The 13339-nt window shown below is 57.7% G+C and carries 21 protein-coding genes and 1 tRNA gene; 16 read left to right on the forward strand and 6 right to left on the reverse strand.

Going from position 1 to position 13339, the window contains the following annotated elements; translation table 11 throughout:
• Positions 1–112: 112 nt before the first annotated feature.
• The 6 genes from QMX89_RS02070 to QMX89_RS02095 all read right to left on the reverse strand — a co-directional run bounded on the left by QMX89_RS02070 (position 113) and on the right by QMX89_RS02095 (position 4954).
• Positions 113–298, reverse strand: a complete 186-nt coding sequence (locus QMX89_RS02070; protein ID WP_282346397.1) for a hypothetical protein — start codon at positions 296–298, stop codon at positions 113–115.
• 56 nt (positions 299–354) lie between these two features.
• Positions 355–534: a hypothetical protein gene (locus QMX89_RS02075; protein ID WP_282346399.1), complete on the reverse strand. Its 180-nt coding sequence runs from the start codon at positions 532–534 to the stop codon at positions 355–357.
• Between the two features lie 386 nt (positions 535–920).
• Complete coding sequence (locus QMX89_RS02080; protein WP_282346401.1) at positions 921–1172, reverse strand: DUF1654 domain-containing protein; 252 nt, start codon at positions 1170–1172, stop codon at positions 921–923.
• A 148-nt stretch (positions 1173–1320) separates the two neighbouring features.
• On the reverse strand, positions 1321–2199 hold the full coding sequence (locus tag QMX89_RS02085; protein WP_282346403.1) for a DNA adenine methylase: 879 nt from the start codon (positions 2197–2199) through the stop codon (positions 1321–1323).
• A gap of 62 nt (positions 2200–2261) precedes the next feature.
• Positions 2262–3965 carry an ATP-binding protein gene (locus tag QMX89_RS02090; RefSeq protein ID WP_282346405.1) on the reverse strand — a complete coding sequence of 568 codons (1704 nt, stop codon included), beginning with the start codon at positions 3963–3965 and terminating at the stop codon, positions 2262–2264.
• Positions 3966–4147: 182 nt separating this feature from the next.
• The gene (locus tag QMX89_RS02095) at positions 4148–4954 is read right to left on the reverse strand and encodes a LexA family transcriptional regulator (RefSeq protein WP_282346407.1); all 807 of its coding nucleotides are present in this window, start codon (positions 4952–4954) and stop codon (positions 4148–4150) included.
• A gap of 109 nt (positions 4955–5063) precedes the next feature.
• On the opposite strand from QMX89_RS02095, the gene QMX89_RS02100 reads away from it, so the two are divergent.
• The 16 genes from QMX89_RS02100 (at position 5064) to QMX89_RS02175 (ending at position 13336) form a co-directional block, all read left to right on the forward strand.
• A complete protein-coding gene (locus tag QMX89_RS02100) occupies positions 5064–5258 on the forward strand; it encodes a Cro/CI family transcriptional regulator (protein ID WP_282346409.1) in 195 nt (64 codons plus the stop codon).
• 377 nt (positions 5259–5635) lie between these two features.
• Complete coding sequence (locus QMX89_RS02105; protein WP_282346411.1) at positions 5636–6313, forward strand: phage regulatory protein/antirepressor Ant; 678 nt, start codon at positions 5636–5638, stop codon at positions 6311–6313.
• 1 nt (position 6314) lies between these two features.
• On the forward strand, positions 6315–7277 hold the full coding sequence (locus QMX89_RS02110) for a phage replication protein (protein ID WP_282346413.1): 963 nt from the start codon (positions 6315–6317) through the stop codon (positions 7275–7277).
• Between the two features lie 85 nt (positions 7278–7362).
• Positions 7363–8058, forward strand: a complete 696-nt coding sequence (locus QMX89_RS02115) for a hypothetical protein (RefSeq protein ID WP_282346415.1) — start codon at positions 7363–7365, stop codon at positions 8056–8058.
• A gap of 120 nt (positions 8059–8178) precedes the next feature.
• Positions 8179–8484, forward strand: a complete 306-nt coding sequence (locus tag QMX89_RS02120; protein WP_282346616.1) for a DUF1364 domain-containing protein — start codon at positions 8179–8181, stop codon at positions 8482–8484.
• Positions 8481–8903 carry a hypothetical protein gene (locus QMX89_RS02125; RefSeq protein ID WP_282346417.1) on the forward strand — a complete coding sequence of 141 codons (423 nt, stop codon included), beginning with the start codon at positions 8481–8483 and terminating at the stop codon, positions 8901–8903. The genes QMX89_RS02120 and QMX89_RS02125 overlap by 4 nt, the downstream gene beginning before the upstream one ends.
• Positions 8903–9334, forward strand: a complete 432-nt coding sequence (locus QMX89_RS02130) for a VRR-NUC domain-containing protein (protein WP_282346419.1) — start codon at positions 8903–8905, stop codon at positions 9332–9334. The genes QMX89_RS02125 and QMX89_RS02130 overlap by 1 nt, the downstream gene beginning before the upstream one ends.
• Positions 9331–9642, forward strand: coding sequence for a hypothetical protein (locus QMX89_RS02135; RefSeq protein WP_282346421.1), 312 nt, complete (start codon positions 9331–9333; stop codon positions 9640–9642). Before QMX89_RS02130 ends, QMX89_RS02135 begins: the two co-directional genes overlap by 4 nt.
• Entirely contained in the window at positions 9639–10925 is a 1287-nt protein-coding gene (locus tag QMX89_RS02140; protein ID WP_282346423.1) for a tyrosine-type recombinase/integrase, read from the forward strand. The genes QMX89_RS02135 and QMX89_RS02140 overlap by 4 nt, the downstream gene beginning before the upstream one ends.
• Positions 10922–11116: a hypothetical protein gene (locus QMX89_RS02145; RefSeq protein ID WP_282346425.1), complete on the forward strand. Its 195-nt coding sequence runs from the start codon at positions 10922–10924 to the stop codon at positions 11114–11116. Before QMX89_RS02140 ends, QMX89_RS02145 begins: the two co-directional genes overlap by 4 nt.
• Positions 11113–11433, forward strand: a complete 321-nt coding sequence (locus QMX89_RS02150; RefSeq protein WP_282346427.1) for a hypothetical protein — start codon at positions 11113–11115, stop codon at positions 11431–11433. Before QMX89_RS02145 ends, QMX89_RS02150 begins: the two co-directional genes overlap by 4 nt.
• A gap of 29 nt (positions 11434–11462) precedes the next feature.
• On the forward strand, positions 11463–12140 hold the full coding sequence (locus QMX89_RS02155) for a hypothetical protein (protein WP_282346428.1): 678 nt from the start codon (positions 11463–11465) through the stop codon (positions 12138–12140).
• Between the two features lie 112 nt (positions 12141–12252).
• Positions 12253–12329: transfer RNA gene (locus QMX89_RS02160), tRNA-Met, on the forward strand.
• Positions 12330–12381: 52 nt separating this feature from the next.
• Positions 12382–12624 carry a hypothetical protein gene (locus QMX89_RS02165; protein WP_282346429.1) on the forward strand — a complete coding sequence of 81 codons (243 nt, stop codon included), beginning with the start codon at positions 12382–12384 and terminating at the stop codon, positions 12622–12624.
• A gap of 2 nt (positions 12625–12626) precedes the next feature.
• Positions 12627–12998, forward strand: coding sequence for a chemotaxis protein (locus tag QMX89_RS02170; RefSeq protein WP_282346431.1), 372 nt, complete (start codon positions 12627–12629; stop codon positions 12996–12998).
• Positions 12998–13336, forward strand: coding sequence for a hypothetical protein (locus QMX89_RS02175; RefSeq protein WP_122477540.1), 339 nt, complete (start codon positions 12998–13000; stop codon positions 13334–13336). Before QMX89_RS02170 ends, QMX89_RS02175 begins: the two co-directional genes overlap by 1 nt.
• Positions 13337–13339: the final 3 nt, after the last annotated feature.

Below are 13339 nucleotides of genomic sequence, written 5' to 3' on the forward strand. Positions count from 1 at the left end.
TCTGCTGATGCGGTCGTATGGGTTGTTGGAGGGTTGATGCAGGGCGCCGCGTTGCGCGGTGCAGAATCGTTCGCATCCCGCTGCGCACTCGCTGAATGCGCAGGAGGATGGTTCAGGCTGCAGCGTTGCAGTCAGCCGCTGTCATCCGCTGTCCGTCCTCCAACTCGACGACGTGCACGCCATTGGTATAGCCGCGCTCTGCGTTGAGCCGGTTCGCCTCGCTGATGCAGGCAGATAGGTCGGCGTCGATGAGTACCTGCAGCTCACCGTGCAGGGTTATGCGAAGTACTTTGTTCATACTGTTCTCCGTCGTATTTCCAAAACGCCCGGTCGCCCAGGCGCTTCAGTAAATCGTCAGGCGGCGCGAACCTTGCTGGCCCGGCCTCTCAGTTCTATGCCGTCGACATCGACCACCAAGTACTCGCCGCCGCCTCGGCCATGGCCCAGGTTGACGGCTCGAACGAATTTGCCGGACTTTTCGGCGCCGCGTGGGTTGGTGTAGATCACAGCCTGGCCTTTGGTGAATCCGCTCATGAGGAGCTCCTTTCTGCTTTGTTTGATTTCCCGTCAGCCCCTCGCGAGAAGGGCTGTCAGTGAAGGCTGGTTTCTGCTGGCACCGCATAGCGGGTCATTCACTCGGTTTGAGCCTTTCGCTCGAGTCAGCCGTCGAGGTGCGCCTCGCGTTGGTAGCCTTTCAGGGCTATCTGATCTCCGGTCGCCGTAGAGGCGGTGCCGTCTTTGTTCGTGTTGCGCGGATTGTTAAAGAGCTGACCTCTCCGCAGAGGCCCCGAGAGGGGCTGTTGCGCCTCGGTAGATAAACAATACCTCCGGTATTGTTTATAGGTCAATACCGGAGGTCATATATTTTCCATCGGGTACAAAAAAGCCCGCAGCAGGGCGGGCTTCATTGGCGATCTGGGTCAGTCTTCTTTCGGAACCGTCCAGAATATCTGAACGTTGCCATCGTCTCGGTGGGCGATCGTCACATTGTCGTTCTCGGCGATCTCGTCCAAGACACGATCCCAGTCTGCCGGGTCATCATTGGCGGATCGTTCAAGCAGAGCAGATTTCTGCTGCTGGGAGCGAGGGTGATTGATGGCGCGCTGGATGCGCTGGCCAAGGAGCTCATAAGAGCTGGGTGATTTTGGTGCCTGGGATTTCTGCTTTGCCATTGGGTCCTCCCTGATAGCTGTATTTATGTACAGTAAAAAGGAAGGCCGGAAATGGCAATAGCAGGGCACAAAAAAGCCCGATCAGTGGCGGGCTACAATGTAAGGCAGGGAGGCGTAAACGAAAAGCCCGGCGATGCGCCGGCGTCCGTTACGCGGCTACCGTTGCCCTGGGGATCCGAGCATCAGGCACGGTAATGCCCTCCTTGAAGAACATTACCTCATCGCCAACGTAGCGAGCCTGGGCAGTGTAATGAAGGCCGTAGGTAAGCGCCTCGTTCTCACTGTACATCTCGCATATTTCTGGCGCATTGTCATAGGAGACAACCCAGGGCCGCTCAAAGTCCTGAGACCGAAGAAGGCGAGCAATCTGAAGGTGATCGTCGTGCTTGTAGAAATTTCGGTACAAGCCGCGGCCCTTCACGTAGTAAGGCGGATCCAAGTAGATCAACGATTTCTCTGGGAGCAGATCCGGGGTTCGGGCTAGGAGCTGAAAAGCATCTTCACAGTAGACGGAAATCGACCCGGCGTGCAGAGCTATGCGTTCCAATCTCGCCGAGATCATCTCCTTACTGAACCTGGCATCTAGCTTGTACGCGCCAGTTTGGGTTTTTCCCCCAATTACGCCGCCTTTTAGGATGCCAGAGCGATTGGTCCGGTTCACGAACAGGGTCGCGAACCCACGCTCAGCTACCGACAAATCCTGATCTTGGACAAGCATTACAGAGCGCCAGTAATGCCACTGATTCATCGTGATCGGCGTGTCATGCAGCAGCTTTAACATACTCTCTGGCTCAGTGGTCGCTGCGCTCCAAAATGCGTAGACCGCCGGGTCAAGGTCGTTGATATGGGCGTGAGCTGCGTGGCCGTCGAACAAAAGCTCAAGGGCGACTCCAGCTCCGCCCGCGAAAGGCTCAAGATAGTGGCCGCCATCCAGACCGTTGGCTCGCATCACTTCGGAGATGAATGGTGCGAACCGAGCCTTCCCACCTGGGTACCTAAGGGGGCTGTATAGTTTATTGGAGTACATTCAATCATCCTCTGAGGCTCGCAAGCCTCACTTTAGCGCCGCGCAGTATACTTGGCCAGCCCTCAAAATGTGAGTTTTGCGGTCGCCACCGCAGCCGCCAGCAGCTCCTCCTCGAACGCTTTGACTTTCTCTGGGTTTTCAGCTAGCCATAGGCCTATGAGGTTCCAGTCGTCTATAATTTCCAAGCGTGCTTTCATCCAGCTTTTGGAGGACTCGCGCTTAGTTATATTAACGTCTCCGTCAATAAGGTGATTATATAGCTGGTCGCTGGTTACCCCGAGGCTTTCTAGGTATTCTCTGGATGCCGTGTAATTCTCCTCGGTTTCGATAAGTTCTTTTACGAACTCATATATTGTTCGTTCTGGATTGAAGCCTCGACCAGCGGCGTCCGAGCCGCCAGGAAGCTTCACTACATTTTTAATCTTTTTTCTTCCGGAACCTGTGCGAACCTTAGAATCGGCATCGACCGCTATCAGCACTGTTTTAAAGTGAGGATCAAATTGCTGCAGCCCTTGGAGGTTTTCGCATCCGACGCTAATAGGTATTGGCTTCAGAAGTGCGCCGCATGCTTCCTTTACTCTGTTCTGTACACGCCTAGTTATCAGAGCTTTGATAAAGCGATTCGCTTCGGCGTCTTCCAGATATACCTTTAGATATTTTGTCTCTGGTTTAGGCAGTGGCTTTGGAGGCGTTAAATTCATGTCATCCTTGATCGACTGCAGTGATGAGTCCTTGATCTTCGGGTGATTTGTGTCCCTTACATATATCACTTTGTCAACATATGTGCCCTTGACACCTATAGGGTTCGCATCGGGATGGATCGCTTCAATCAAGCACAGCGAATGCGTTGTAGCAACTACTTGGATGTTGAGTTTTTTTGCCGTATTTCCTATGCTTTTTATTAGCTTTTGCTGGGCGTGGGGATGAAACCCAGCGTCAAGCTCGTCTATCACCAGAAGGCCGCCCGGATAGTCGTCCCATTCCCGCTTCAGCTTTTGGAAGGAGGCAAGCGCTGTGGCTATGGCGCTCAAGCTATCTTGGCCTAAGGAGACAGTCTTCGGGCTATGGCTGTAAGCAGGATGCTTGGTGGTCTTGTTGGTGCCTTTGATGGATTGGGTTGTGATAGATTTTGTAGCACTATTCTTTGCACTTACTCCAATAACACCATTCACAAAAGTAGTTATAAAGTCTATATCAAGAGGATGGATTGCCGTATCAGGAGAGTTCTCCACCATCTCTGGATCACTTTCGCCTATAGGAAGCATCCTTGTCATGCCAAGATAAATAGTCGGGATCGGCACCTTTGAGGAGCTTCCTATTACTATAGAGGTACCAGGAAGCTCATAATCCTTCAATGGGATATTTCTTGGGACAACCCTGGCCTCGAGTCGCTCTGCCTTGCTTTCGGTAGCAGGTACTGTTCTTTTAGTCAGCGCGCATCTCTTTTTGAAGTTCTCTCCGTCTAGCGAATATTCCAGTACTGGTCGCGGTAGGGTATTGGCCAGCTTTTTTTCTGCAAACTCTGAATCGTAGTCAAGGTGGATGATTTCGTTCAGGTTACCTTGGAAGGTTTTCCCTGTGTAGCTGCTGTGGTCGGAATCAGTCAGGCCTGATCCATTTGCTACTAGAGCAAGTATAGTGGATTTCCCTATGCCGTTATGTCCCGCAATCAAGGTTATGCGTGGTGCAAATTCGAATTCAATCTTTTTTAGTTTTCTGAATGGCGGTTCACTGATGCTTAGCTTCGTTAGGCTGAAAGTTGGCATTGCAAATCCTTTTGATGTTTTTGAATGTTCTTTTCGTTAATTAAACGCTCAATTAAGCGGCATTATGCGGCTTCATCTGGTCGCATCATGCGCTCGTCTTGCCAAAGGAAAACCGAGTCGGCGGCTACATCGGCTCCCCACGCCACACATACAGCCCCTCCGCCAAGAACCGCGTGTCGTTCCTACAGATCCCCGCCCCGCCAGATCACCCGCCCAATGATCCTGTGCTCATTCACATCGCTACGGGTGAGGACCAGGTCCCCATGTTCGGTCTTGTCCTCGTTGTCGCTTCGGATGATCCAGCTACCCAAAGGCGACTGGACCAGTCGTTTGACGATGGCCCCCTTATCATTACTTGCCAGCACGAACACCTGGCCGTCCACTGGCTCCGTCTTGGACGTATCCACCAGAAGCACGTCGTGGTCATCGATCGTTGGCCACATACTCTCGCCATCCGCGTAGATAATCATCAGGCTCTCGGGTTTGGCGCCCTTGGCCTTCAGCCAGTCACGCTTGAAGGCAAGGGTAGCGAACGACTCGACGTGAAGGTTCTCGTAGCCCATCCCCGCTGCAGCTTTAGCCGTGTATTGCGGAATGTGCGCGTATTTGTGTTCCGCTGCCTCAGTATCATCACCAGCAGGAAAAGGAGTATTCACGGCACCGCGATTCTCCCGCGCAGGCTCTGCCTCTCGATCTGATGGATCCGAGAGCCCGAGCTCTTCGAACTGGCGCGCGAGCGTTGGACTTATCTCGCGAATGCTCACATCAAGCATTTTCGCAAATACCGCTACGGCCTTCATGCTAAGCGCAGTGCGCCTGTTCATAAAGTGGCTGATAGCGCCTTGGGTAACTCCGTCACCTAGCCCTTCAGCCAGCTTTTCCTGGGTGAGCTTTAACCCAGCGCGCTTTTTCTGAAAGATTTCCTTCAGGCGGTCGCTGTCGTCCAGTTGCCAGTCGGCAAGCGGCAGTCGTCGAGAGTCTTTTTTCATCGGCAAATCATATTACCTACGGTATTCCATAGACCAATATCGCCGGTATTGACTGGCAGCAATACCGGCGGTCATACTGGCGCCGGTCCAACGCCTAGAGGACGCCGCCATGCGCCGTATCCCGCTTGCAGAATTCGCCAAAGAACACGGCCATACCAAGGCTGCGCAAATGCTCGGCTGCACCCAGGGTGCACTTAGCAAAGCGATCCGGGTAGGACGTGACGTCGTGGTCACCTTCAACGAAGACGGGAGCCTCTCTGCTCAAGAGCAGCGTCCGTTTCCCTCGCAGAAATCCGCCGCTTAAACCTCCTCATCAGCCACAAGGAGCACCACATTTACGACGAGCCCCGCCATCTGAAAGATCAGGAGATCAAGTCCCGCTACGACGTCGAAACGTATGAGGCCCTTGAGGCCGTAGCGCGCCTGCTCAAGCTGCAAGTCATGTGACTGCCGCTTGAGCATTAGGTGAATTCTGCGCGTGAGATGGCCGAGTCACTAGTCGCTCTAAGGGGCTGTTGATTTAACCAGTGAAAAACTGCAGACGAAAAAAAACCGCCTGGCAGGGCGGCTTTTCCAACACAACAAAATCTGAGGCCAATTATGCATACTCAAATCGCTCGCCGCAATCCCCCTGACGTTTCGTCATCAATACCAGATAACCAAATCTTGGCGCGTCACGTCATGTCGTCGCGCGAGATCGCTGACCTTACCGGCAAGCGCCACGATCACGTGATGCGCGACATCCGCCGGATGCTGACTGAACTGGAAATCACTGACCCCACATTTGGGGGCAGCTATCAGGACGACACCGGCCGCGTGCTCCCGTGTTTTTTCCTAGATCGCGATCTGACCGAGACGCTGATCACCGGCTACAACGTCAAGCTCCGCCACCGCGTTATAAAGCGCCTGCGCGAAATCGAGCAGCAACTGGCTGCGCCTCATGCCATCCCGACCAATCTTGCCGACGCCCTACGCCTGGCTGCCGATAAGGCCGACGAGAACGAGCGCTTGATTGGTGTCATCCAGTTGCAGGCGCCGAAAGTCGCAGCTCTGCAGCGGTTGGCCAAGACTGCCGGCTCCGTTTCCCTCACCGATGCCGCTAAGCACCTGGGCATGGGTCCTCTCAAGCTGATTGCCTGGTTGAACGTAAACCGCTGGATCTACCGGCGCACGCCCTCTGCCAACTGGTCCGCATATCAGCCTCGCATCACCGGCGGATTGCTGGAGCACAAGATGGTGCGCGTCAACCGCAATGAAACCGAAGAGCTGAAAATCGTCGAGCAGGTGATGGTCACCCGACGCGGTCTCGTTGTGCTCGCTGAAAAAGTCACCGGCTTGTCGCCGGCCGGGAAGGTCTGAAATGCAGTTCACCATTACCATCAATCAGGTGAAGGCGCTTGAGTGGGGGTTGAACCCCCAGCAAGCCCTGCTGTTTGCGTTTATCTACGGATGCCCGAGCTGGACCAAGCCGATCACCACCGATGCTGGCGTGTTCTACGCGCTCAGCAAGGCCAAGATTACAGAAGAGCTGCCCCTGCTGACCGACAAGCCAGACACGGCCTACCGCATGCTGAAGGCGCTGGACGAAGCCGGTTTGATTGAGCTCTCGAGTACGTCGAACATCACCCTGTTCCGCCTGACCGAGAAATCCAAGACCTGGAACCAGAAGCTGGACGGGTCGGAAAAATATCCGACCCCACCGAAGAGCGAAGGTCGGAAAAAAATCCGATCTGCCTCGGATAAATCTCCGAGCAAGGTCGGAAATAAATCCGAAAAAGGGTCGGAAAAATCTCCGACAAATCAGGATACCAATCATCAGGATACCAATCAGAGTACCAGTCAGGACTTGCCGGAGGGCTCGGCGATGCCGAACCAAACCGGCGCCCTGGTGCTGGTCAGCGGCATCGAACCGCCGAAGGTTGCCATCCCCGAAGACATGCCCGGCCCAAAAGATCAGTGCTGCAAAACCTTCAAGACCTGGGCGAACTACGCCATGTCCTACCGCAAGCGGTACAAGGCCTGGCCGGTGTGGAACAGCAAGGTTGGCGGCCAGCTTGGTTTGCTGATTGGCCGCCTGGGCGTCGAGGTGGCTCACAGCGTGGCGGCGTACTACGTCAGCATCAACGATGCGGTGTTGCTCCGGAAATGCCATCCGTTGGGTGAGCTGTTGGCCAACGCTGAGTCCTACCACACCCAGTGGGCAACCCAGACCCAGATGACCGGTGCCACCGCACGGCAGACCGAAAACACCCAATCCAACATCACGGCGATGGAACAGGCTCTGGCCACCCAGCGCGAGCGGAGGGCCGCCAATGCTCAGTGATTACCAACAGGACGGCTTGCTAATTTCCCTTTTCGCCACCGCTGAGGCGATGGGTCAGCAGCTCACCCAAGGCGCTGCGCTGATCATGGTCGACGACCTGGTCGGTTACACCGAGCCGGTATTGGCGCAGGCGCTCAAGGCTTGCCGCCGCGAAGGTGGGCGACTGACCGTAGCGTCGATCATCAAGCACGCCGACGGTGCCGATGGCCGCCCTGGAAAGGATGAGGCCTGGTCGATTGCTCTGGCGGGGAGTGACGAGGCGGAAACGGTGGTGATGACCTCTGAAATCCAGCAGGCCATGACCGCCTCCGCGCCGATCCTCGCGATGGGCGACAAGGTCGGTGCCCGGATGGCCTTCATCAGCGCCTACGAGCGCCTTGTTGCCCAGGCCCGGGCCGCTGCCACTCCTGTGCGGTGGTCCGTCTCCCTTGGCTTTGATCCAAACCGCCGCCTGCGTGCCGTAGAGACCGCGCAGCGCATGAACCTGATTACCCAAGACCAGGCAGCCGGCTATATCGCCGATCTCCGGATAGCGCCCACTACCAAGGATGGCCTGGCCATAGCGGGCTTGCTCTCCGGCGTGGTCCGGCCAGCGTCCCCAGATGTGGCAAAAAACCTGGAGAAGGTGCGGGGAATCATCGACGCGGACAAGGCCAAGCGTCGTCGCGCCGCATTCAAGCGAGGCCAGGCCGAGCGTGTGCGCATCTATCTGCGAAAGCGCCAGGCGCGGGCTGCTATTGCAGCGGCGATGTCGCGAGTAGGCGCCTGTGGTCAAGCGTAGTTGGCAGGTCGTTGTTCCAGGCTACAACCCATTCCGCATGGGCGGTGAACCCATGGATTACGCCGAGGCTTTGGCCACGGCTCGTTCGATTTGGCCGTTGGCCGAGGTGTACTGATGAATATTCGACAGAACCAGTTGACCAAGGCCGCCCGCGGCCGCGATTGCCAAGTGCGCGTGCCCGGCGTGTGCAACGGCAACCCTGAAACCACAGTGCTGGCGCATTACCGACTGGCCGGCACCAATGGTATGGGCTGCAAGCCCAATGACTTCCAGGCCGCCTGGGCATGCTCGGCGTGTCACGACTATGTCGACGGTCGTAGCCACAGCCGCCGTGAGGGCGACACCCTCACCGCGCGTCGCTGGCACGCGGAGGGCGTAATGCGCACCCAGGATATTCTGATTCGTGAAGGGAAGGTGGCATCGTGATAATCAGCGACGAGACGCGAGAGAAGTTCGAAGTTTGGGCAGCAGGCAAAGGCATGGCTCTGCACCTGGGCCGGGGTGAGTCCGGCCTGTACGTAAGCCGGGTCACGCAGAACTACATGGACTGCTGGGCGGATTCGCGGGTTGATCAAGAGGCTGAAATCGAAGCACTCCTCGAATTCAAGCAGCACATGACAGAAATGCGTGAGGCTCAAGGTTTCAAATCTTGGGCTGAGGTATTGGTGGCGGTGGATAAGCTCACGATGGAGAGCGCGCCGCTGCGCAAGGATGCTGAGCGGTATCGGTGGTTCCGGGATCACTCTCTTCAAATCGTCTCGACCGCCCGCCGCTGGGTCCATGATCTGGATACTGAAGTGGATACAGCGATGGCCGAGCAGGCCGCCCGCCGGAGCCGTCTGTGATGAAGCCATTCGCTCCGAAGGTCATCAAGCCGCGAGCGGCGCGTGCACCATCTGTTGACCGTGAAGGCCTCGAGCAGGCGGCGCTGCTCCGCGAAGTTGCCTTCCGCCACCCGGCTGTCGCGAAGCTGATCTATCACGTGCCCAACGGCGGCCATCGGCACAAGGCGGTGGCGGTCAAGTTGAAAGAGCAGGGTGTGAAGGCAGGCATTCCCGACCTCGTCTTGCCGATGGCCCGTGGTGGCCACTTCGGCCTGTACATCGAGTTCAAGGCCACGCCGCCTTTTGATGCCGCTGTATCGCCCAGCCAGGATTCCTACATCCAGGCGCTGACCGAGCAGGGCTATCTGGCGATCGTGTGCCGTGGGCACTTCGATGCCATGGAGCAGCTGCGGGCATACCTGACGCTCCCACCGACGAGGGTTGCAGCATGAGCCATCAATTCAAGCCGGGGGACCTGGCACTGATAGTGGGCGCGTGCAGCGTACCGGAGAACGTCGGCAAGATTTGCGAGTTGATCGAGATGCTTGCAGCTGAGCAGATCAGCGCATGGATCGACCCATCTGACGGCTGTCGAGTACAGAATGGCGATGACGAGCCAGGCTGGCTTGTTATTGGCGATGGGATCCTCTCTGCCAATGGCGAGCCAGGGCATGTGCTGGCTATGCCTCGTCACCTGCTGCCCCTGAACGGCGATCCGGTACCAGAGCAACAGAGGGTCAAGGAGTTCGAGCCAGCATGACTGCCGCCGTCCGAATCACCGATGCTGAAATCAGGCGCCAGGCCGCCGGCACTGAGCGGGACCTGCGCGATGTGGAGAACCGCGGGCTGTACTTGCGGTTCACGCGCGACCGTAACCGTGCGTCGTGGTACCTGGTGCGCAAAGGCAAATGGAATCTGGTAGGTAGCTTCCCTGATCTGACGGCCAAGCAGGTCGTAGCAGCGCTTCCAGGGATCCGTCTACGCCTCGAAGGCGGGGCGAACTCCACCCTATCCAAATGGGCCACCACGGGTGAGTTGCTGGACTGGTTCGCTGATCGTTACGCCCGGGATCGGAACTTGTCGGACAAGCGCAAGAAGACTGGCGCCTCGATGATCAAGTGCCACCTCATCCCGCGCCTGGGAGAAACGCCACTGGCCAGCATCGACAAGGCAACACTCGATAGTGAGCTGATGTGGCCGATGCAGGAGACCGTCACCATCGACTACGTTCGGTCTGCGTTCCAGTTGCTGGCACTGGCCTTCAGTCAGGCATTCAAACTGCGCCTGATCTCGGCCAACCCGATGAAGGACATTAAGTTCAAGGACTTCTCGACGGCCAAGGTCGGCATCAAAGCGTCCAGGCTGCGTGGCACCCAGCTGCAGGATCTCCTGCACCACCTGGCCGAGGTCATCGCATCCAACCCTCATGACGGCATGCTAGCCATGATGATGCTCTGTCACGGCACCCGTATAGGGGAGACCCGGCAGGCCCGCTGGTCTCACATCAGCCTAGCCGAGCGCGAGTGGTTCATCCCGAGCGAGAACACCAAGACCGGCGTCGAGCATCACCTGCCACTGACCGACCAGGTCCGGCAACTGCTGATCTGGTACCGCGACAAGCAGCAGTCCACCGGTTACGAAGGGCTGTTCCTGTTCCCTGGGCGTGGCGGTGAAGGCATCAGCGAGGGGCGGGCGAGTGCGGTCTTTGCACGGCTGGGGAAGGGCGAGTGGACCAGCCACGATCTGCGCAAGCTGGCCCGCACCTGCTGGGCAGACATCGGGATCGACCACCTGATAGGTGAGCTGCTGATCAACCACGCCATGGGCCACAACGTGAAGGTCTACGTCCAGTCGGGCGTGATGGACCGCAAGCGTGATGCCTTGGTGAAGTGGAACGCGCACCTAGACCAGAAGGGGTTCGGACTGATTCACGCATTGACCGGCTTTAGATTCGAAGATTCGGATAACCCGCTACAGCCCACGGATAACGTGGCTTTGAGCACGATTGCCGACACCACCATAGGCGAGGTTTCAAAAGCATGAAAGGAGTGCCAATTGACTACTTCTTGGCCGGTCGGCGCTTTGCCTTTCGGCGCCGAGGTTTCGTCCCGGCGGTAGGCCATTACGTTCGCTTCAACGGCATCGACTACCCAGTCGAAGCGGTTTACTGGATCGAAGATGAGGGGGATGACCTCAGGGTCAGCGTCATGCTCTCGATGGCGGCAGGGCAATGAAGAAGAGCCACGGACCAGAGTTTCGCGCCGCTCAGCTTGATCTGGCCAAGTGCACGGCATGTCAGGGTAAGGCAGTGGTGAAGCAACTCTTCCATGAGTTGCCCTGCCTGGCATGCAACGCCTCCGGTTGGGTCTCTGCCGATACCGGCGAGCCGCTGCCGCTGGAGGTGCTGGTGACGCAGCTCAGCATCCGGCTGCAGGCCGCCGACCACCAGATCCAGCAATTGAAGCGCCCGGTTCCAGTCACTGGCCCGGCTGCCCAGTACCAACAGAACAACGGCCGCGGCGCCGGCAAAACGAACTTCACCGGCGACTGAGCCACAGATTTTTGATTGGAGAGCACACCATGAAACTCATCGGAGCCCGTCAGGCCTGGACCGACTCGCAGCACGAATCCAACGCATCCATCACCGCCGTGGCCAGTGAGAAGGCCGAGTCAGCATCGAAGATCAGGCGATCCCGAATCACCCGCCATGAGGTTGTCTTCCCCGCCCTGGGTGACGAGAAGGAAGAGCGCGTGCTGATGGCTCGCCAGCGTATTTCGATCAGCGAAACCCGTCGCACACCTCTCGGCCGCTCTACTGCGCGAGCTGCACACCTGGTGACGATGGGGAAGATCCAGCGCGCCATTGGCACGTTGCCGTTCCAGGTGGAGCAGCTTGGCCACTTCCTCTATCACCCATGCATGACCATGCAGCACGTTATGAACGCGGAGAAGCTCATCCTGGCCGACACAGACCTCTCCGCGATGACCGCTGCCAAAGCGGCCAAGGCGCGCTGCCTGGTAACGATCGCGCTTCAGTCCTACAAGGCGACGATCACCGGCGCCCCTGAGTGGGGCCCAGCGCGCGTGGCTGAGTCGATGAAGGCTTTCTACGGGGCTGCGATCGAACCGAAGCATTGGGATCGGGACTGGCTCGTCTTGTGGGAGCAGCTCAAGATGGTGATCCATGCGAGAGATACTGAGGCTCAAGCGCCGGTATGGCAGGTAATTCACGCGGAAAAAGACGAGAGCGCAGCATAAAATATTGACATGGTGGGGAATTGCCAGTACTTTCCCCATAGTGCGCAAGTCACGTCAGACGCACCGAATATTTGATCAAGAAGCCCGGCCATTGAGCCGGGTTTTTGCTTTCTGCGGGGTAGAGAAGCGGTCTATCTCACCGGTCTCATAAGCCGGAGGACGCTGGTTCGAATCCAGCCCTCGCAACCATATTGCATTGACCACAGCCAGGGTGGGCCCTTCGGGCGTATCTGGACACGGTATGGCCGGTCGTCACGTGTTGCTAAAGAACACCGGCATCCAAGCATCCCCTCAGCTGTTACCGCTTCGGGGGAGGGCTTGGTGGGCAGCGTGGGAAGACACGCATGTTATGCAGATGAATGCGCAGGCTGATGCGCAAAGCCGTGCACGGGCCATGAACCTGCACAACCCGGAGATCAGCGCCGGGCGCCTGCACCAATTTCAAGCCTCGCCATTCGCCGGGGCTTTTTCGCTTTTGGAGTAGCGATGGACCCGACCGACCTCGGCCCAGGCACAGTCACTTGGCTGGGCGGCACGGGCACCGTATTGCTTGGCGGATTCCTGTGGTTGCGTAAGTTCCTGTCCAAGGACGCAACCGACAGAGCTATGGATAACGCCGACATCGGCACGGTCCGCCGTCTGAATGAACTTCTTGATTCCGAACGCGAGGCCCGCAAGGCGTCCGACGCTCGCGCCGATCAGTTCGCCAAAGAACGTAACGAACTCGCTGCCGCAGTTGGCCGTATGGAAGGGAAGATAGAAGCCCTCACTGGCCAGGTCGCCCAACTCACAGACAAGGTAACCAGTCAGAGCGCTGAGATTGCGCGGCTGCGTGCCCAGCTTGGAGGCGCCAACTGATGGACAGATGCGCAATGGAATTCATCGCCCGCCGATGGTGGAGGCGGGTGGAGGTATGGGTGATTGCGGTGCTGTTGGTTGCCGGGGGCTCGGTCCTCGGCTTCCAGGCTGCCCAGTGGTCGCTCGCCAGCTCATACGTCGCCCAGGTCGCCCAGGTTCGTCACGCGTATGACGAGGCACTGAAGCAGCGAGACCTTCGCCTCACCAAGTTGGCCAACAGCGCCACAGAGGCAGCTGTGAAGGTCGAGCAGGCCGCCACCAGCGCTACCCAGGCAGCCGACACCGCCAGCAAAGCCGTCGACAAGGCGACCGAAGCGGTGGACCGGGCGAATCAGTGACAT

Origin of the sequence: Pseudomonas sp. PS01301 (assembly GCF_029960215.1) — a bacterium.
GTDB lineage: Bacteria > Pseudomonadota > Gammaproteobacteria > Pseudomonadales > Pseudomonadaceae > Aquipseudomonas > Aquipseudomonas coleopterorum.